This window comes from Chromobacterium alkanivorans (genome assembly GCF_016937655.1).
Classification (GTDB): domain Bacteria; phylum Pseudomonadota; class Gammaproteobacteria; order Burkholderiales; family Chromobacteriaceae; genus Chromobacterium; species Chromobacterium alkanivorans.
In genome coordinates this window covers 15,720-35,378 of record NZ_JAFHKL010000018.1, presented here as the reverse complement: position 1 = coordinate 35,378, position 19,659 = coordinate 15,720, and the positions used below count along the sequence as shown (strand labels likewise).

Sequence of the window (19,659 nt, the reverse complement as noted above, 5' to 3'; positions counted from 1 at the left end):
CTCCAAGGCGGGCCGCTCAAAAATCGACGAGCTGATGTTGCCGCAGGTAATCCAGCACCGCTTGCGCTTTCTCGACGGAATCCCCCTGTTTTACGACGCGCCCGCCGCCGGCCGCCTCGCCGGCGATCGCCCCCAGCAGACGCTCCAGGCCGCTGCCGCGCTGCGCCGCCAGCGCCCGCGCGCGCCGCGCCGGCTCCAGCCTGGGCGCGGGCATGGGCGCCCCCGCCGCCGTCCGCCGCGTCAGCACGCCGCGCTGCAAGCCGGCCCAGGACCAGCGCGGCTCCGCGCCGTCCGGCTTGACGCTGGCCAGCAGCGGCGCCTGGGCCGCCAGCCGCCGCCGCCGGCCCTTGGCCAGGCCCTGCAGCGCCCGCCACTCCCCGTCCGCCTCGCTCAGTTCCAGCACCCCGGGCAGCAAGGGACGGTCCAGGCCTTCCGCCAGCAGATAGGGCAGCAGCGCCGACGCCTCGCCGCCGCCGGAACGCTCGCCGCACAGAATCAGTTCGAAGCCGCCCAGCGCGGCGATCAGCGCCGGCGTCGGGTCGCTGTCCGCCGGCAAGTCCAGCACGGTGATGGCCGCCGCGCCCTGGGCCAGGTAGTCGGCCAGCGCGTCCTTGTCCGCGGCCCCGGCGTGCAGCACGACGAAGGCGCGGCCCAGGCGGCGCGCCAGCGCCAGCGCGGCCAGGTCGCCCGCGCCGGCGCAGGGCCGCCCGCTGACCGGATGCGCCGCCGGCGCCACCAACACCGCCGTTTTCGCTTCCGCGCCGGCGGCAAAGACTGTCTGGTTCATGAGCGCGCCTCCTTGCCTTCTCGCTCCAACAAGGCCTGCAAGGCGTGGATGAAGGACTGGCAGTCGTCGATGACGCTCAGGTCCGCCCGTTTGACCATGGGCGCGGCCGCGTCCAGATTGACCGCGATCACGTGGCGACAGGCCTTGATGCCTTGCAGATGCTGCACCGCGCCGGAGATGCCCAGCGCCAGATAGGCGCTGGCCTGCACGCTGCGGCCGGTGGCGCCCACTTGCTGCTCGCGGCGGAAGCGCCCGTCGTCCACCGCCACCCGCGACGCGCCCACCGCCGCGCCCATGGTTGCCGCCAGCCGCAGGAAGGCCGGCACGTCGCTGACCCCGTTGCCGGCGGCCAGAATCAGGTCCGCCTCCTCCAGCGCCAGCTGCGAGGCCGGGCTGACGACGCTGCCCAGATCCCTCACCCGCTCCGCCGCCGCCTCCGTCGCGCCGGCCTGCCGGCGTCCCAGCCCGACGAAGGGCAGCCGGGCATCGGCGACGCCGCGCGCCAGCAGCAGCGTCTCGGCGGGGGCGTGCACGCTGAAGCCCGCGCCCGGCCGGCGGCGGCGCGCGCCGTCGGCGGCGATTTCCACGATGTCGGTCAACACCGACAAGCGCTCGCGGCAGGCGAAGCGCCGGCCCAGGTCGGCGTCGTCGCCGCGGTCGGCGAACAGGATGTGACGCGGCGTCTCTTGCCGCCACAGCCGCCGCAGCAAGGCCAGCTTGGCCTCCGGCGCGAAGCCCGGGTCGGCCGGCGTCAGCGCGCGGTCCAGCGCCAGTTCGGCCAGTTCGGCGTCGGCGCAGCCGTCCATGCCGAACAAGACCGCCAGCACCTCCTCCCGCGGGCCGGCCAACAGGGCGGCGGCGGCGATGGCCTCGCGCGCCGCCTCGTCCAGCTGGCCGCGTTCGGCGTGCGCCACCACCAGCACCCGGCCGTCGAACGGCCCGGCGCTGCGCAAGGGCTTGGCCGCCGCCATGCTTGCCGCGGGCGGCGCGTCGCGCCGGCCGCCGTCCTCGCCCAGCACGATGCGCTTGAGCCCGCCCGGCGAGCGCACCCAGGGCCGCCGCGGGTCCACCCGCGGCGCGGTTTGCGTCCTGCTCTTCATACCACCTCCCTCTCGACCGCGCCTTGCCCTTGCGCCGGCTCATGGCCGGCGTCCAGCAGGCGCTCCGCCACCAGTTCCGCCAATTCCACCACCTCCGCCCGCGCGCCGCCGACGCCTTCCAGCATCGCGGTGCAATTGGGGCAGGCCACCGCCACGCGGTCGGCGCCGGCGGCGCGGACATCGTCCATGCGCATGTCCGGCACGCGGCGCGCCCCGGGAATATCGGTGAAGGCCGCGCCGCCGCCCCAGCCGCAACAGCGGGCGTCGCGGCCGGAACGCTCCATCTCCAGCACCTGGATGCCGATGCAGGCCAAAACGCGGCGCGGCGCGTCGTAAGCGTCGTTGTAGCGGCCGAGATAACAGGGATCGTGATAGCTCAGCGGCGCGGCCGAGGCGCGGGGCCGCACCCTGATCGCCCGCGTCTCCAGCAGCCGCGCCAGCAGCCGGCTGTGGTGCCAGACTTCGTAACGGCCGCCCAGCGTCGGATATTCATTAGCCAGGCAATGGAAGACATGCGGGTCCGGCGTGACGATGCGGGCGAAGCGATAGCGGGCCAGCGTGGCGATATTGGCTTGCGCCAGCCGCTGAAAACCGGCCTCGTCGCCCAGCCGGCGCGCCAGGTCGCCGCAGTCGCGCTCGGCCTCGCCCAGCGCCGCCACGCGCAGGCCGGCGGCCTTGAGTACGGTCAGCAAGGCGCGCAAGGCGCGCTGATAGCGCATGTCGAACGCGCCCTCGCCCGCCAGCAGCAGCCAATCGACGGCCTCGCCCTCGCGCAGCAAGGGCAGATCCAGATCCGCCGCCCAGTGGTAGCGGGCGCGCAGCGGATGGCCGCCGACGGTGTCGGTATGGCGCAGATTGGCCAGCGCCGCCGCGCCCTTGCCCGGCAGCTCGCCGCGCGCCAGGGTCAGATGCCGGCGCAGATCGATCACCGCGTCGACGTGCTCTATCAGCATCGGGCAGCTTTCCACGCAAGCGCGGCAGGTGGTGCAGGACCACAAGGTGTCCGCCGCCAGCGCGCTGCCGACGATGTCCCGGTCCGCGCTCGCGGCCGCCGGCCGACCCGGATGCGGGCTGCCGGCGTAGGCCGGGCCGCCGCCGCCCATCGCCGCCACCAGATCCTGGATCAGGCGCTTGGGGTTCAGCGGCTGGCCGGCGGCGAAGGCCGGACAGGCGGCTTCGCACTTGCCGCATTGCACGCAGGCGTCGAAGGACAGCAGGCGGTTCCAGGCGAAATCCTCCGCCCGCGCCGCGCCCAGCTCGCCGGCGGCCAGGTTCAAGGGCTTCAGGTCGGCGGACTTGCCGGCGAAGCGCTCGGCGCGCGGGTGGAAGGCCAGGTGCAGCAAGCCGGCCACCGCGTGCTTCATCGGCCGGCCCAGGCCTATGCCCAGCGCCAGCTCCGCGCCGCCCAGCGTCAGCAGCAGCAGAGCGACCGCGGCCAGACCTTGCCCGGCGGCGCTCAGCCAGAGCTCGCCGCCGGCCAGCGCCGCGGCCAACAGCGCGCCCAAGGCGAAACAGGCCAGCAAGGCCGGCAATTGCTGCCACGCGCCCTGCGACAGCCGGGCCGGCGGCGGGCGGCGGCGGGCACGCATCAGCGCCGCGCCGGCCAGCATCAGCGCCGCCGCCGTCGCCAGCAGCAGATCCAGCCAGCGCTGGTGCAGCAACAGGCCGTAATTGAGCGCGATCAGCAGCAGCGCCGCCGTTCCGCCGCCGGCCGCCGCCACGTGGGCGCGCGCCGCGGCCGGATCGCGGGCCACCACGCGGTGCAGATCGACGAAGTAGCGCCTGGGCGCGGCCAGCAGGCCGAGCCAGGACGCCGGCGCGGCGCGCCCCCGCCGCCACAGCCGCGCGCGCCGGAGCAGCCCGGCGGCCAGCAACAAGGCGCCCAGCCAGAACAGGCCGCTGAGGAGATGGGGAAAACTCATGTCAGAAATCCTTGACCAGCCGCAGCGCGTCGTAGAGCGCGCCGTGGATATTGTGCATGGACACGCAATCGCCTACGCGGAACAGCAGGAACTCCCCGTCCTCCAGCGGCCAGTCCAGACAGGGTTGCGGCTCGGCGGCGAACAGCGCCCGCACATCGGTCTGGCCGCGGTTCCTGGCCAGCGGCTTCAGTTGCCGGTACAAGGCGTCGTCGGGCAGCACGCCGTTGTCTATCACCACCTGGTCCACTTCCCGCTCCTCCAGCGCCTCGGTGTATTCATTGCGCAGCACGGCGATTCTCTTGTCGCCCTCGGCGTACACTCCTTCCAGCCAGACATTGGGGGTGGGGATGATGCCTTGCGCGTACAGCCGCCGGTAGAAAATGGGAAAGGTGGTGCCGCCGGTGTCCTCGCCCACTTTCACCTCCGGGGTGGCGATTTCCACCAGGCTGCCGCGGCTGGCCAGATAGTCGGCGACGCCGAAGCCGGCGTGGCCGCCCAGCGCGTCGTAAACCAGCACCTTGCCGGCCGGTTCCACTTGGCCGGACAGAATGTCCCAGCTACTAACGGCCAGCCCCTCGGCCACGCCCCAGGCCGGCACCTGGCCGGTGTGCGGACGGCCGCCGGTGGCCAGCACCACGATGTCCGGCCGCTGGTCCATGATCATGGAGCGGTCCGCCGCCGCGCCCAGCCTGCGGTCCACCCCCAGACGCTGGATTTCCATGTCCAGCCAACGCACGATGCCGGCCATCTGTTCGCGCTGCGGCGCCCGGGCCGCCAGCAGGATCTGGCCGCCCACCTGCGGCTGCCGCTCGAACAGCACCACCTCGTGGCCGCGCTCGCGCGCCACCCGCGCCGCCTCCAGACCGGCCGGCCCGGCGCCCACCACCACGACCCGGCGCTGCCTCGGCGCCGGGGCGATGAGATGCGGCATGCTGGCCTCGCGGCTGGTGGCGGCGTTCTGGATGCACAGCACGTCCTGGCCGTAGTACTGGCGGTCTATGCAGTAGTTGGCGCCCACGCACTGGCGGATCTGGTCCTCCCTGCCGTCGCGGATCTTGATCACCAGGTGCGGATCGGCCATGTGGGCGCGGGTCATGCCCACCATGTCCACCATGCCGGCGGCCAGGATGCGCTCCGCCTGCACCGGGTCGCGTATGCTCTGCGCGTGCATCACCGGCACCTTGGACACCGCCTTGATGCCGGCGGCCAGGTGCACGAAAGGCTCCGGCGGCAAGGCCATAGGCGGCATGCAGTTGGCCAGGCTGTTGTGGGTGTCCGCGCCGGAGCCTATCACCGACAGGTAGTCGATCAACCCGGTTTCGGACATGCGGGCGGCGATCTCCTTGAGCATGTCGTGGCTGAGGCCGTCTTCGTGGAATTCGTCGCCGCACATGCGCAGGCCAACGCAGAAGTCCGCGCCCACCTCGGCGCGCACCGCCTGCAGCACTTCCATGCCGAAACGCAGCCGGTTTTCCAGGCTGCCGCCCCATTCGTCGTCGCGCTGATTGGTGCGCGGGCTCCAGAACTGATCGATCAGGTGCTGGTGGGCGGCGGCGATCTCGACGCCGTCCAGGCCGGCGGCCTTGACCCGCCGCGCCGCCAGCGCGAAATCGGCGATCACGCGGCGGATGTCCTCCACCTCCATGATCTTGGCGTTGCCGCGGTGCACCGGTTCGCGCACGCCCGAGGGGCTGAGCAGATGCGGCCAGTGTTCGCCCTGATAGCTGGAGCGTCGCCCCATATGGGTGGCCTGGATCATGATCTTGGCGCCGTGGCGGTGCATGGCCTCGGCCAGCCGCGCCAGCGGCTCGATCACCGCGTCGCTGGCCAGGTTCACCGACTTCCACCAGCTCTGCGGGCTGTCGATGGACACCGGGCTGGAGCCGCCGCAAATCGCCAGCCCCAGCCCGCCCTTGGCTTTCTCCTCGTAATAGCGGATGTAGCGCTCCCCCGGCAGGCCGCCGGTTTCGGCGTAGACCTCGGCGTGGGCGGTGCTGACGATGCGGTTGCGCAAGGTCAGCCGGTTCAGGGTGATGGGTTCGAACAAATGCGGGTAAGACATGGCCGGCTCCTAAGGGTCTGTTGACGTATGTTTTCCCCGCCGCGCTGACCGAGAAAAGTGCGCTCTACAAGGGGTGGACCGTGAACGCGCAATGCGGCGCGTCCTGTCCGGCGCACTGGCTTTCGCGGCAGACGGTGCGGTAATCGCGCCCCAGGTCTTCCCCCACCCAGTCCATCGCGCCGGCGAACCAGCCGGCGAACAGATAGCAGGCCATGTGTTCGCTTTGCGGCGCGCCGGCCTCGCCCTGGGCCAGCACGAAACAGGAGTGGTCCAGCCGGATGTGAGCGTTGCCGCTGGCGGCGTCGGCCTCCAGAAGGCGGAAACGGCCCCAACCGCGCAAGGACAGCCGGCTCAGGTAGTGCTCGAACACCGCCAGGCCGGACAGGCCGTGGGTGGCCGCCTCGCTGGCGCACCAGAAATGAGCGGAGCGATAACCGGCCTGGTAGAGCGCGTCCGCGTACTGGCGGCGGCCCAGCGCCGCCTCCATGGCCAGGTGGTTGTTGATGAAGAAATGGCGCGGCACGTACAGCATGGGCAGGCCGTTGGTGCGCCAGACGCCGCTGTCCGGGTCCACGTCGATGGGAAGTTGCGGTTGCATGCCGTTCTCCTGTGCAAGCCGGGCGCAGCCCGTCATTGCCGGCATGTTGCCGCAGCCCATCCCGAGCCGGAGCCGCGGGCGCGACCGGTTTTTGCCCATGGCCGACACCGCGCGGCGCGAACGCAAAAAAGGCGGACCGCGGTCCGCCAAGGGGAGGAAGAACATTGAACACGCCCGGCTCAGGGCGCCCATTCGGCCACCCGCGCCGGGTGGGCCTGCACCCAGGACGCCGCCGCCGCGGCCGGCTTGTCGCCGGTTTCCACCGCCAGCATCAGCGAACCGATTTCCTCCGGCCGCCAGCGGAAACGCTGCAGAAAGGCCAGCACCTGCGGCGCTTTGGCGCTGAGGCCGGGGTGGGCCACGCTGTTGACGCGCTCGGCTTCGCCGAACACCTTTTGCGGATCGTCGAGAAAGCGCAGCTTCCATTTGGCGAACATCCAGTGCGGCACCCAGCCGGTGACCACGATGGGCTTGCGGGCGTTGATCGCGCGCGCCAGCTCCGCCGTCATGCCCGGCCCGGAACTGGGCATCAGCGTCAAATTCAGCCGGTAGGCCTTGATCGCCTCTTCGGTCTTTTGCATCACCCCGGCGCCGGCGTCGATGCCGACGATGCGGCCCAGCAGCGCCGTCCGGGCGGCGTTGAGATCGCCGATGGCGCGGGCGGCGACATAGTCCGGCACAACCAGGCCGATGCGGGCGTCGGCGTAATTGGGTCCCAGGTCCAGCACCTTGCCCTTGAACTGCCGGTAATACGCGCCCTGGGTCACCGGCAGCCAGGCCGACAGCGTGGCGTCCAGATCGCCCCGCGCCACGCCCTGCCACATGATGCCGGCGGCCACCGGCACCAGCTCCACCGGGTGGCCCAACCGGCCGCGAATGATCTGGGCCGCCACTTGAGTGGTGACCACGCTGTCGGCCCAGCCTTCGACGTAGCCGATCTTGATGACGGGCTTGCCGGGCGGGGCCTCCGCCGCCTGGGCCGGCGCGCATAAGAGCAGCAGGATGATGCAACACCATTGCCTCAACATATTTGTTTCCTCCCTTAAGAACCTGTTTACGATCTGCTGCGCGTCGGCGATACAAGCTTGCAAGCGGCGTGAGAATGCTCATGTCCCCCATTCCGCGTCTTCCAGCGCTTATTGAATCTGCTCTGGCTTCACCACCAGCCAGTTGCGGTCCGCCGTCGCCGGCAGGCCCAGCTTGCGCTGCTGCCTGGCCGCTTCCCGGCTCCAGCTGCGGATCTGATCCCAATAGCCCGCTTTGCGGTCGACCCAGATCCTCAAGCCGCCCTTGGCCGCATCGACGCCGTTCAGCAGCATGTAGCCATCGGACTGCGGCGTGTCGCCGGCCACCAGCACCGGCTTGCGCCACTGGTCTATCCAGCCCAGCATGGTCCCGGCCTTGCCCTCGTACCAAGTCATGGGGTTCATCAGATAGGGGGTCAGCTCCAGGTCCAAATTGCGTTCCGGCTCATAGCCGCCGCGCTTGATCTGCAAACGCGAGGTGGTCAGCGCGCCGCTGCTTCGATCTTTCAGCAGCAGATTGACGCCCAGCACATTCTGCGGCGGCACCCGGTAGCCGTAACGCGGGTCGCTGGCCACCATACGCACCAGTTCTTCGCTGGCCGCAGTCATCACGTAGACGGCGATGCCGTTCTCCCGCAGCTTGGTGTAGAGCTCGACCATGCCGGTGAACACGCGCGGCGCCGGCACGCTGCCCTCCACCGGCTTGCCCTGATGGAAATACCTGACCGGCACCGGGGCGCCGCTGGCCATCAGCGCGTCCACCTGGGTCTTGAGTTGGCGCAGCGTCAGCCCGGAAAACACCTGCGCCGCCCAGGGGTAGCAGATCAGTTCGTCTATCTCACACAGCCGCAGATAGTAGCTGTACAGGCTCTCCGGCCGGTCCGGCTCGTCGCGGAAGGGAATCAGTTTCAAGGACGGGTCCAGCCGCTCGCGGCTGAGCAAGCCCTTGGCTTCCATATAAGGCAGCAGCGCTTCTTCCAGATCGTAGCGGTAACTGGTGTTGTCCATGTCGAACACCGCGTATTCGCCCTTATGAGCATTGGCCTTGATCATGGCGTTCAGCCGTTCCGCGATCTTGGGCGGCCAGTGCTTCAGCTCGGTCTCCGCCGCCGCCGGCTGGGCCCAAAGCGCGGCCGACAACAACAAAGCCCCCAAGACTTTAAGTTGCGTCATAAATCCTCCTGAATGCGCCCCGGATGCGGCGGGCCCGCCTTAGAACCTGTTTAAAGTCTGCTGCGCTTCAGCGATACGGCGTTAAAAACAAGCTCAAAATGCTCATGTACCAAACGTACATTCCGCTTTTTCGCTCGTTTTCGCCTTGTCTCGCCCTTGCTCGCGAGACTTTGAACAGGCTCATAGAACCACCCATGCGCCGCTTGCACGCAAGGCGGCTCAACGCAGGAGCAGCGCTTTTGTCAGGGGGCTAAGCCCCCCACACCTCGCCGAACACCCGCAGCCAGTTCTCGCCCAGCACTTTGCGTATCTTGCGTTCCGGCCAGCCGGCCCGCTGCATCGCCGCGGTCAGATTGGGCGTTTCGCCTATGGTGCGGATGCCCTCCGGGTTGAGGATGGGGCCGAAATCGGTCAGCCGGCGATAGCGGCCTTTGTCGTGGGTGATCCAGTCGAAGAAGCGCTGGTCGTAACCCTGGGTGAAATCGGTGCCGTAGCCGACGCAATCTTCGCCGACCAGCGCGATCACGTAATCCATGGCCTCCACGTAATCGTCCACGGTGGCGGCGGTCCCCCGGCGCAGAAAGGGCGGAAACATGGTGACGCCGATGAAGCCGTCGTGATCGGCGATGAAACGCAGTTCCTCGTCGCTCTTGTTGCGCGGATGCGGCTTGAGACCGGAAGGCAGGCAATGGGAATAACAGACCGGCTTCGTCGACGCCAGAATGGCTTCGCGCGAGGTGAGACCGCCCACATGGGACAGGTCCACCATGATGCCGACGCGGTTCATTTCGGCGATGACTTCGCGGCCGAAGCCGGACAGGCCGCCGTCGCGCTCGTAACAGCCGGTGCCGATCAGGTTCTGCGTGTTGTAGCACAGCTGCACCACGCGCACCCCCATGTCGGCGAAGGCTTCGACATATTCCAGCCTGTCCTCGAAAGCGTGGGCGTTCTGGAAGCCCAGGATGATGCCGGTGCGGCCCTCCGCCTTGGCGTGGCGGATGTCCGCGACGCTGCGCGCCAGCGTCAGCAGCTCGTCGTGCTCGCGGATCAGCCGCTTCATCTCGGCGATATTGTTCATGGTGTCCTGAAAGCCCTCCCACACCGACACGGTGCAGTTGGCGGCGCTCAGCCCGCCGCGGCGCATGTCCTCGAACACCGGGCGCGCCCATTTGGCGATGATCAGCCCGTCTATCACCAGCGCGTCTGCGTGCAAATCCATTGCCGTCTCCTTCTAGCTTGTCCACGCCTCGGTCCAACTGTCCCGCCGCAGCGCCGCGGACTTTGAATAACTTTTTAAGTGCTCTCGCTCAGGACCGCCGCCAACGCCGGCTGCGCCAGTTGCGCCCACAGCGGATGGCCGGCGTCCTCCGGCAGCTCGCACACCGCGAAGCCGTAAGGACGCGCCGCGCGCCGCAACAGCAGCCAGACGTAGTCGGCAAAGCTGCGGCGGCACACCACGAACACGCCGTCGCCGTCCAGGCGCAGCACCTGAACCACCGCCTTGCCCAGCAAGGTGCCGACGCCCTGACCCGCCCGCAGCGCTTCGAAATCGTAAGCGCCCAGATGGCGCAGCACTGCCAGATGCGGCTCGCCGCACAGGTAGACGGCGGTGAAGCCGCCGCTGACATCCAGCGCCTGGGCGAACACCCGCCGCTCGGCGAAACCCCGCTCCAGCGCCGGCAGCCAGGCGGCCAGCCGCTGGCGGCTGCTGATCAGCAGCCATTCGTCCGGCGACAGCCACAGCAGCGCGCCGCCCTCGCCCTGGCTCAAGGCCTTGGGCCGGCGCGGCGGCTCAAGGCCGGTGATCCGCGCCGTCAGTTCCAGGAAGCCGGCCTCGGCGCCGTCGCCGCGCAGCAGCGCGTAGCCCAGATTGGGCGCCTCATTGCCCCAGGCGCGGCTGTCGGCGCGGCGCGGCTCGGCCTCGTCCCCCAAGGCGAAACGATGCAAGGGCGATTCCAGCCAGGGCTTGAACGCGGACTCAGGCATGTTGACGCTCCCCTTCCTTGTCGACGAAAACCGCGGACGCCACCCGCGCCGGCTCGCAGCGGCCGCGCCACCACACTTGCACGGTGTCGCCTTCGCGGCGGCTGCCGTCCTTCAACACCGCCATGGCGATGGAGCGGCCCAGGCATTCGCTGTGATAGCTGGAGGTGACGTGGCCCTGCATCGCCGCCGGCGCGGCGTCGTCGCGGTCGTTGAGGATTTGCGCGCCTTCCGGCAGCACCAGCCGCGGGTCCTCCGTCAGCAGGCCCACCAGCTGCTTGCGGCCTGCGCCGGCGGTGTCGGCGCGCAACAAGGAGCGGCGGCCGAGAAAGCTGAACGGTTTTTTCATGCCCACCGCCCAGCCCATGGCCAGATCGTTGGGGCTCATCGAGCCGTCGCTGTCCTGGCCGACGATGATGAAGCCCTTTTCGGCGCGCAATACATGCATGGCCTCGGTGCCGTAGGGCGTGATGCCGAATTCGGCCCCGGCCCGCATCACCTCTTCCCACAGATAGCGGCCGTAGCCGGCGTCCACATTGATTTCATAAGCCAGTTCGCCGGAAAAACTGATGCGGAACACTCGCGCCGGCACGCCGGCCACGGTGCCGACGCGGCCCTCCATGAACTGGAAGGCCTGAGGGTCGAAATCAATATCCGTGCACAGCTTGCGCAACACCTCCCGGCTTTGCGGGCCCACCAGCGCCGCGGTGGCCCAGTGATCGGTGATGGAGCTGAAGCGCACCTTGAGCTCCGGCCACTCGGTCTGGTGCCAGCGTTCCAGCCAGCTGTAAACCCGGGCCGCGCCGCCGGTGGTGGTGGTCATGTGGAAATGGTCGTCCGCCAGGCAGGCGGTGACGCCGTCGTCCATCACCATGCCGTTTTCGTCCAGCATCAGGCCGTAGCGGCATTTGCCCGGCTCCAGCTTGCTCCAGGCGTTGCTGTAGACGCGGTTTAGAAATTCGCGCGCGTCCGGGCCGCGCACGTCGATCTTGCCCAGGGTGGAGGCGTCCATCGCCGCCACTCCCTGGCGCGCGGCGCGGCATTCGCGACGCACCGCCGCGTGCAGGTCTTCGCCCGGCTGCGGGAAATACCAGGGCCGCAGCCACTGGCCCACCAGTTCGTATTCGGCGCCGCGCGCCGCGTGGCTGTCGTGCATGGCGGTGTAACGGCGCGGATCGAAAGTGTCTCCGACGTTGGCGCCGGCCAGCGCGCCGAAGCTGACCGGGGTGTAGGCCGGCCGGTAGGTGGTGGTGCCCACCTCGACGATGGGCTTGCCCAGCGCCTCGGCGGCGATGGCGAAGCCGTTGACGTTGGACAGCTTGCCCTGATCGGTGCCGAAGCCCAGCGCGGTGTAGCGCTTGACGTGCTCGATGGAACGATAGTTCTCGCGCACCGCCAGATGGATGTCGGCGGCGGCCACGTCGTTCTGGTAATCGACGAAGGCCTTGGCGCCGACGCCTTCGCGCCGGCCGTCCGGCAGCCGGAAGATTTCGCGCGGCGCGGCGAGTTCCTCCGCCTCCACCCGCGGCGCGGCGCCCTGGCCGCCGGCGGCCAGGCCGAGCTGGGCCAGCATGGCGGCGTGGGTCTGGGCCAGGGCCTCGCCCAAATCCCAACGCCCGGTGACCGCGCCGACGCAGGCGACGCCGGGCCGGCCCTCGTCCGGGCAGACAAAGGACAGGCAGTCCTGACGCCACAGCGGGCGGCCGCCGTTGTGGCAGAACAAATGCACGGTGGCGCTGAGCCCGCCGGAGGACAGCACCCCGTCCGCCTCCAGCCGCGGCCCCTTGCCGGCCACGCTCCGGCCGTCCGCGGCCAGCTTCACCAGTTCCGCGCCGCTGACGCCGGCGCCGCCGTTCACCCGGGCGATGCCGTAACCGGTCAGCAGTTCCACGCCGGCATTCCGCGCGGCGCGGCCGCGCCAGGCCGCCGCGCCGTCGGGGCGAACGTCGGCCAGCGTCACCGCCACGCCGGACAGGGCCAGTTCCAGCGCCGCGTCGTAGGCGGCGTCGTTCTGGGTCTGCAACAGCAGCCGGCGCCCCACCGCCACGCCGTAGCGGTTCAGATAGCTGTGGCCGGCGGCGGCGGTCATCACCCCGGGCAGGTCGTTGTTGCCGAACACCAGCGGTCGTTCGATGGCGCCGCTGGCCAGCGCCAGCTGGCGCGCGCGGATCTTGTGCAGGCGCTGGCGCGGTCGGTCCGGATCGCGCTCGGACGGCGGCAGATGGTCTTGCAGCAATTCCACCGCCAGCGCCAGATTGCCCTCGTGCAGCGCGAAAACGGTGGCGCGCGGCAGCAGCTGGACATTGGGCAGCGCCGCCAGCTCGCTCAGCCGTTGCCGCGCCCAGTCCATCGCCTCCAGGCCGTCGATGCGCTGCCGGCGCTCGCTCAGCAGCCAGCCGCCCATCTCCGCCTGCTCGTCCAGCAACAGCGTTTTCAGGCCGGCGCGCCCCGCCAGCGTGGCCGCCCACAAGCCGGCCGCGCCGCCGCCCACCACCAGCACGTCCACATGGTGGTGCAGGTGATCGTAATGCTCGGCATCCGGCAGCCGCGGCGCTTCGCCGTAGCCGGCGGCTTCGCGGATGCGCCGCTCGTAGAACGGCCAGGCGCTCGCCGGCCGCATGAAGGTCTTGTAATAAAAGCCCGCCGGCAGGAAGCGCTCCAACCTGCCCAGCGCGCCCTTGAGCCGCATTCCCCAGGAGGCGTCCCCCAGGCCGCTGCTGGCCTGCAAGCCCTGGTACAGCTCCACCTGGGTGGCCTTGAGATCCGGCGTGCTCAAGGCTCCGCTCTCCAGCTGGACCAGCGCGTTGGGTTCCTCCGCGCCGAAGCCAACGATGCCGCGCGGTCTGCCGTACTTGAAGCTGCGGCCCAGCAGCCGCACGCCGTTGGCCAGCAGCGCCGAGGCCAGGGTGTCGCCGGCGAAGCCGTGATAGGCCGCGCGGTCGAAGTTAAAGGCCAGCGGCCGATTGCGGTCGATGCGCTCGCCGGGGCGATGGATGCGGTAGCCGCTCACGCCTGATCCTCCTGCCGATAGCGGGCCTTGCCCTCGGCCAGCGTCCAGCTGCCGGCGATCTCGTAACTGACGGTGTGGCGCCGGACGGCGAACACCTTGCGGCAGCCGGCGGCGTGCTGCCATTGCTCCCAATGCCAGCCGCGCGGGTTCTTGCGGCCAAACAGATAATCGCCCCAGGTCTCGTCGTCCACCTGCTCCGGCGCCGCCGGGCGGACGATGAAGGCCTCCCCGGCGTAGGCGAATTCCTCCTCCTCCCGCGCCTCCCCGCAGTGCGGGCAGTGAATCAGCAGCATAAGCCTCCCCCTCAATGGGCCACGGCGGCGGCGCCGTGCTCGTCTATCAAGCGGCCGGAGGCGAAGCGCTCCAGCGCAAAAGCCGCGTTCAACGGGTGCGGCTGGTCATTAGCGATGGTGTGGGCGAACACATGGCCGGAGCCGGGCGTGGCCTTGAAGCCGCCGGTGCCCCAGCCGCAATTGAAATACAGGCCCTTGATCCGGGTCTTGCCGATGATGGGACAGGCGTCCGGCGACACATCGACGATGCCGCCCCACTGCCGGTTCATCCTCACTCGCGAAAACGAGGGAAACAGCTCGATGATGGCCGCCGCCGTGTGTTCGATCACATGCGGGCTGCCGCGCTGGCCATAGCCCAGATAGCTGTCTATGCCGGCGCCTATCACCAGTTCGCCCTTGTCCGACTGGCTGATGTAGCCGTGCACCGCGCCGGACATCACCACCGTGTCCAGGCAGGGTTTCAGCGATTCGGAAACGAAAGCCTGCAGGGGGTGGCTCTCCAGCGGCAGCCGCAAGCCGGCCATCCGCGCCAGCACGGCGCTGTTGCCGGCGGCCACGCAGCCCACCTTGTCGGCGCGGATCTCGCCGCGCCCGGTTTGCACCCCGCGCACCCGGCCGTCCTCGATCAACAGGCCGGTGACCTCGCATTCCTCGATGATGTCCACGCCCAACTCGCTGGCGGCGCGGGCGAAGCCCCAGGCCACCGCGTCATGGCGCGCCACCCCGCCGCGCGGCTGGTAGCTGGCGCCCAGGATCGGGTAACGGGCGTGTCCGCCGGTGGCGATCAAGGGCACCCGCTCCTTGATCTCCCGCGGCGACAGCAGCTCGGCGTCCACGCCGTTGAGCAGGTTGGCGTTGACCCGGCGCTCGATGTCACGCATGTCCTGCAGGCTGTGGCCCAGGTTCATCACCCCGCGCTGGCTGAACATCACATTGAAGTTCAGCTCCTGGGACAGCCCCTCCCACAGCTTGAGCGCGTGCTCGTACAGCAGCGCGGATTCGTCCCACAGATAGTTGGAACGGATGATGGTGGTGTTGCGCGCGGTGTTGCCGCCGCCCAGATAGCCTTTTTCCAGCACCGCCACCTTGCGGATGCCGTGCACGCGGGCCAGGTAATAGGCGGTGGCCAGGCCGTGCCCGCCGCCGCCGACGATGATCACCTCGTAGTTTTTTTCAGGCTGCGGACTGCGCCAGGCCGGCTGCCAGCCCTGATGGTGGCTGAGTCCGTGCCGGATCAGGCTCCACAGCGAGTATCGGTTTGCCATCTGAGCTCCCGCTGCCGGGCCGCCATGGGCCCGCGCCGGTGATATCGGGGTTGAAGGAAGCCTCATTCTCAACGCGGCGCGGCCGGCGCATTTGGCTGAAAAGGACGGGCTCTTGCCCGCAGACGACACCGCGATGTCCGGAATCCACGCAAAGCGGACGCATCGTGAACAGCGCCCGAGCAGGGCCGCGTCTAGATTGGGACGCCATGCCGCCCATCACAAGGAAACGCCCATGAACGCAGACCTCCCCTCCTATGTGCTCAGCTTCGCCTGCCGCAGCGCCTCCGGCCAGGTGGCCGGCTTCTCCGCGCTGCTGGAACAGCAAGGCTGCTATATCGACGAGCTGGCGGTGTTCGACGACGCCCGCAGCCAACGCTTCTTCGTGCGCTGCGTATTCCACCCGCAGCTTCCGGACTTTGCCCCGGAACGGCTGAACGAGGGCATGGCGCGGATGGGCGGCCACTATCAAGAATTGGAATGGCGGTTGCACGACCGGCGCCAGCGCGCGCGGGTGCTGATCATGGTGTCCCGGCTGGATCACTGCCTGAACGACCTGCTCTACCGCCAGAAGATGGGCGATCTGGACATGACGGTGGCCGCCGTCGTCTCCAACCACCGCGACCTCGCCCCCATCGCCGCGGCTTACGGCCTGCCCTTCCATCACCTGCCGGTCAGCGCGGACAACAAGCCGCAACAGGAAGCCGCGCTGCTGGCGTTGATGGAAGACTGCCGCGCGGAGCTGCTGGTGCTGGCCCGCTACATGCAGGTGCTGTCCAGCGCCGCGGCCGCCAGGCTGGCCGGCCGCGCCATCAACATCCACCACTCCTTCCTGCCCGGCTTCAAGGGCGCGCGGCCGTATCAGCAGGCGCACGAGCGCGGCGTCAAGCTGATAGGCGCCACCGCCCACTACATCACCGACGATCTGGACGAAGGCCCGATCATCGAACAAGTGGTGGAACGGGTGGACCACGCCTACAGCCCGGAGCAATTGCAAGCCGCCGGCCGGGACATGGAATGCCAGGCGCTGGCGCGCGCGGTGCGCTGCCATCTGGAGCGGCGCGTCTTCATCACCGAGCGGCGCACTGTGGTATTACGCTGACACTTGAGCGGCCAAGCGACTGTCCACGATCCGCCGCGCGTCGTCAGGCGTGATACGGTGGGTGCCCCTTCGAAATGCTCATGTACCGCGGGTACATCGCGCTTTCTCAGCCGCAACGCCTTATCTCGCTCTTGCTCGCGGGGACGTGAACAGGCTCTGACAGGAACTTTGTCTATTGCAATGCAACAAAAGCAGGGTACAGTAGACAGTTATCCGTCATACCAACCATGAGGTGCCGTATGTGGTCGCAAACAGCCGTCTGGTCCAAGCTTTTCTCCTCCAACCCTGTCGCCGACTACTGGCGCGACGCCTGCGAGCGCAGCATCCTCTACTGGGACGTGCTGCATGACCGCGGCGCGGACTACCTGAAACACGTGCAAAGCGGCAAACCGCCGGTATTGGTGTTCGACTACAAGATCATCCTGGACGGCCGCAGCCTGCCGGACCCGGCCAACTACGCGCTGGCCGCCATCCTGCCCCCGGCCGGCTGCCCGGCCACCAATCCGGCACTGCGCCCCTTCGTGGTAATAGACCCGCGCGCCGGCCACGGCCCCGGCATCGGCGGCTTCAAGATGGACAGCGAGATCGGCATCGCGCTGCAACAGGGCCACCCCTGCTACTTCATCATGTTCTTCCCCCAGCCGGTGCCCAGCCAGACCATAGAAAGCGTCAGCCGCGCCGAATACGTCTTCCTCAGCAAGGTCAACGAACTGCACCCGGACAGCGACGGCAAGCCCTTCGTCATCGGCAACTGTCAGGGCGGCTGGGCCGTAGCCATGATCGCCTCGGTGGCGCCGGAACTGTTCGGTCCCATCCTGCTGGCGGGCACCCCGCTGTCCTACTGGGCCGGCGTCACCGGCAAAAACCCGATGCGCTACTCCGGCGGCATGCTGGGCGGCACCTGGACCGCCTCGCTGGCCGGCGACCTGGGCCACGGCAAGTTCGACGGCGCCCACCTGGTCAACAACTTTGAAAAGCTGGACCCGGCCAACACCCTGTGGAAGAAGCCCTACAATCTGTACGCCAAGGTGGACACCGAGCGCGAACGCTTCCTGGGCTTCGAACGCTGGTGGGGCGGTCACTACCTGTTGAACAAGCAGGAAATGGAATGGATCTCCCAGCAGCTGTTCGTCGGCAACCACCTGGTGGAAGGCAAGATCGTCAGCAGCGACCAGCACCGCGTGGACATGCGCAACATCCGCTCCCCCATCATCGTGTTCGCCTCCTGGGGCGACAACATCACCCCGCCGCAACAGGCGCTGAACTGGATACCGGACCTGTACGACAACGCGGACGACATCCGCGACAACGAACAAACCATCATCTACTGCCTGCACAATAAAGTGGGCCACCTCGGCATCTTCGTTTCCGCCGGCATCGCCAACCGCGAGCACAGCGAATTCGCCAGCGCGCTGGACCTGATCGACGTGCTGGCCCCCGGCCTGTACGAAGCCGTCATCGAAGACGTGGCCCCTGGCACCCCGGGACAGGAATACATCAAGGGCCGCTACATCATCCGTTTCGAAGCGCGCGAAGTGGCCGACATCCTGGCGCTGGACGACGGCCGCGCGGACGAGCGCGCTTTCGAAGTGGTGCGCCGCGTCTCCGAAATCAACCAGGGCATCTACAACCGCTTCATCTCCCCGGCGCTGCAGGCCGTCAGCAGCGAAGCCGGCGCCCAATGCCAACGCCAGCTCAACCCGGCGCGGCTGGAACGCACGCTGATCTCCCCGCTCAACCCCTGGCTCAGCTGGCTCAAGCCCGCCGCCGAATACGTGCGCGCCCATCGCCAGCCGGTGAGCGCGGACAACCCGCTGTGGAAGCTGCAAGAACAATGGTCCGGCTGGATCGCCCAAAGCCTGGACCGCTGCCGCGATCTGCGCGACGCCGCCACCGAACACTGCTTCAAGGCCGTCTACGAATCCCCGTGGCTGGCCTCCGTCGTGGGCGTCCAGCCCGCGCGCGAGGCGCGCGCCGCCCGCAGCGACAGCTGGGACAAGCAGGAAAGGCTGCAACTCAAGCGCCAAGTGCTGGACCCCGCCTATGAAAGCGGCACCCTGGCCGACGGCTTCGTGCGTCTGCTCACCTATGTGGCGATTGGCCGCGGCATCATAGACGAGCGCCCGTTCAACGCCATCCGCCGCATCATGCACGACATCCGCCACGAACATCCGATGACCCTGATGCAGCTGAAGGAAGTCGCCCGCAAACAGGTCTTCCTGGTGCGGCTGGACGAGGCGCGCGCGCTGGCCGGCCTGCCCAAGCTGCTGCCGGAAGAACACCGCCGCCGCCAGGCCTGGCAGCTGGCGCACGAACTGCTGGCGCTGAGCGGCAATATCGCGCCGGAACAGCAGCAGCGGCTGGACCAAGTGGCCCACGCGCTGCAACTGGACACCCGCGCACCGGCGGCCCCGGCCATCCTGCCGCCCGCAGAGCCGGCAATAGCGACAGCCGCGGCCGCTCCTGCCGCGGTCCCCGCCGCCCAGGCCAGCGCGCCGGCCAAGAAAGCGGCGGCCCCGCGCAAACCGGCCGCCAAAGCCCCGGCCAAGACCACCGCCGGCAAGCCCAGCGCCGCCGCCAAACCCTCGCCGGCCGCCAAACCGGCCAGCGGCAAACCGGCTGCGGCCAAGGCGGCCCCAAGCAAGCCCGCGGCGGCCAAAACCGCCAAAATGACCGCACCCAAAGCCAGCGTGGCCAAGGCCCCCGCAGCCAAAACCCCGGCCACGGGCAAACCCGCCGCCGGCAACGGCGCGACCAAGCCCAAAACGCCTAGCAACTAAGCATCAAGCAGCGCAAAAACGCCCGGACAGCCAAACCGCCGTCCGGGCGTTTTTGTGTCGATATCGCACTGCAACATTTTTGCCTCGCCCCATGTATACAGTCGTTGACTGAACAATACAGCAAACGCTAATATCCTTGCCTGCTGCGGGAGAGAGGGGCATGCGCCCCCGCCGAAGACGCAAACTCCCATAATCGCTCAGGCAACAGTACCGCAGCCCATGGATACCAGCCGATTGGAGAGAGGCCCTAAGCGCTCGTTCATCATCTGCTACGCTTCAGCAACAGCGCGTCAGATTATGCGACCGGCCCTTAGCCGCCCACCGAAGGGGCAAGTGACATCCGGCAAGGCCCGCACACCGGCTGCGCCCGTCATCTAACTCTCAGGTAAAAGGACAAGGGGAGAGGCAATGCCGGCAGCGTCGCGCCCATGCGCGGTCCGTCGGCCATGCTCAGAATGTGTTCACGATCTCGCGAGCAAGGACGAGACAAGGCGAAAACAGCTGAGAAAGCGGAATGTACAAATGGTACATGAGCATTTCGAAGCGGTACTCACCGCGTCAC

14 protein-coding genes and 2 riboswitches are annotated in these 19,659 nt (G+C 68.6%); of the genes, 2 read left to right on the top strand and 12 right to left on the bottom strand.

The genetic code is table 11. The annotated features are described in order from the left end of the window. Window positions 1-16 precede the first annotated feature (16 nt). The 12 genes from JW897_RS22425 to JW897_RS22370 form a co-directional block, all read right to left on the bottom strand. Window positions 17-787 (bottom strand): electron transfer flavoprotein subunit beta, encoded by a 771-nt coding sequence (locus JW897_RS22425; RefSeq protein WP_205467703.1) that lies wholly within the window; start codon window positions 785-787, stop codon window positions 17-19. Further along, on the bottom strand, window positions 784-1,887 hold the full coding sequence (locus JW897_RS22420; protein WP_205467702.1) for an electron transfer flavoprotein subunit alpha/FixB family protein: 1,104 nt from the start codon (window positions 1,885-1,887) through the stop codon (window positions 784-786). Before JW897_RS22420 ends, JW897_RS22425 begins: the two co-directional genes overlap by 4 nt. Further along, window positions 1,884-3,809, bottom strand: coding sequence for a DUF3483 domain-containing protein (locus JW897_RS22415; protein ID WP_205467701.1), 1,926 nt, complete (start codon window positions 3,807-3,809; stop codon window positions 1,884-1,886). Before JW897_RS22415 ends, JW897_RS22420 begins: the two co-directional genes overlap by 4 nt. 1 nt (window position 3,810) lies before the next feature. Next, window positions 3,811-5,871, bottom strand: a complete 2,061-nt coding sequence (locus tag JW897_RS22410) for an NADH:flavin oxidoreductase (RefSeq protein WP_205467700.1) — start codon at window positions 5,869-5,871, stop codon at window positions 3,811-3,813. A 64-nt stretch (window positions 5,872-5,935) separates the two neighbouring features. Beyond that, window positions 5,936-6,469: a DUF5943 domain-containing protein gene (locus JW897_RS22405; protein WP_205467699.1), complete on the bottom strand. Its 534-nt coding sequence runs from the start codon at window positions 6,467-6,469 to the stop codon at window positions 5,936-5,938. A gap of 179 nt (window positions 6,470-6,648) precedes the next feature. Continuing rightward, a complete protein-coding gene (locus tag JW897_RS22400) occupies window positions 6,649-7,497 on the bottom strand; it encodes a glycine betaine ABC transporter substrate-binding protein (RefSeq protein WP_107732013.1) in 849 nt (282 codons plus the stop codon). Between the two features lie 108 nt (window positions 7,498-7,605). Beyond that, window positions 7,606-8,667, bottom strand: a complete 1,062-nt coding sequence (locus JW897_RS22395; protein WP_118267032.1) for an HAD family hydrolase — start codon at window positions 8,665-8,667, stop codon at window positions 7,606-7,608. A gap of 250 nt (window positions 8,668-8,917) precedes the next feature. Then, window positions 8,918-9,886 (bottom strand): dipeptidase, encoded by a 969-nt coding sequence (locus JW897_RS22390; protein ID WP_205467698.1) that lies wholly within the window; start codon window positions 9,884-9,886, stop codon window positions 8,918-8,920. A 74-nt stretch (window positions 9,887-9,960) separates the two neighbouring features. Then, window positions 9,961-10,653, bottom strand: a complete 693-nt coding sequence (locus tag JW897_RS22385; protein WP_205467697.1) for a sarcosine oxidase subunit gamma — start codon at window positions 10,651-10,653, stop codon at window positions 9,961-9,963. Beyond that, the gene (locus JW897_RS22380; protein ID WP_205467696.1) at window positions 10,646-13,660 is read right to left on the bottom strand and encodes a sarcosine oxidase subunit alpha family protein; all 3,015 of its coding nucleotides are present in this window, start codon (window positions 13,658-13,660) and stop codon (window positions 10,646-10,648) included. The genes JW897_RS22385 and JW897_RS22380 overlap by 8 nt, the downstream gene beginning before the upstream one ends. Next, a complete protein-coding gene (locus tag JW897_RS22375; RefSeq protein ID WP_048412286.1) occupies window positions 13,657-13,953 on the bottom strand; it encodes a sarcosine oxidase subunit delta in 297 nt (98 codons plus the stop codon). Before JW897_RS22375 ends, JW897_RS22380 begins: the two co-directional genes overlap by 4 nt. 11 nt (window positions 13,954-13,964) lie before the next feature. Beyond that, on the bottom strand, window positions 13,965-15,218 hold the full coding sequence (locus tag JW897_RS22370; protein ID WP_048412285.1) for a sarcosine oxidase subunit beta family protein: 1,254 nt from the start codon (window positions 15,216-15,218) through the stop codon (window positions 13,965-13,967). 232 nt (window positions 15,219-15,450) lie between these two features. Between JW897_RS22370 and purU the strand changes: the two genes are divergently transcribed. Both purU and JW897_RS22360 read left to right on the top strand, forming a co-directional pair. Further along, window positions 15,451-16,317 (top strand): formyltetrahydrofolate deformylase, encoded by an 867-nt coding sequence (purU, locus tag JW897_RS22365; protein WP_205467695.1) that lies wholly within the window; start codon window positions 15,451-15,453, stop codon window positions 16,315-16,317. 239 nt (window positions 16,318-16,556) lie between these two features. Next, window positions 16,557-19,097, top strand: a complete 2,541-nt coding sequence (locus JW897_RS22360; RefSeq protein WP_205467694.1) for a DUF3141 domain-containing protein — start codon at window positions 16,557-16,559, stop codon at window positions 19,095-19,097. A 136-nt stretch (window positions 19,098-19,233) separates the two neighbouring features. Beyond that, window positions 19,234-19,320: riboswitch (glycine riboswitch) on the top strand. Between the two features lies 1 nt (window position 19,321). Continuing rightward, window positions 19,322-19,504, top strand: a riboswitch (glycine riboswitch). Window positions 19,505-19,659: the final 155 nt, after the last annotated feature.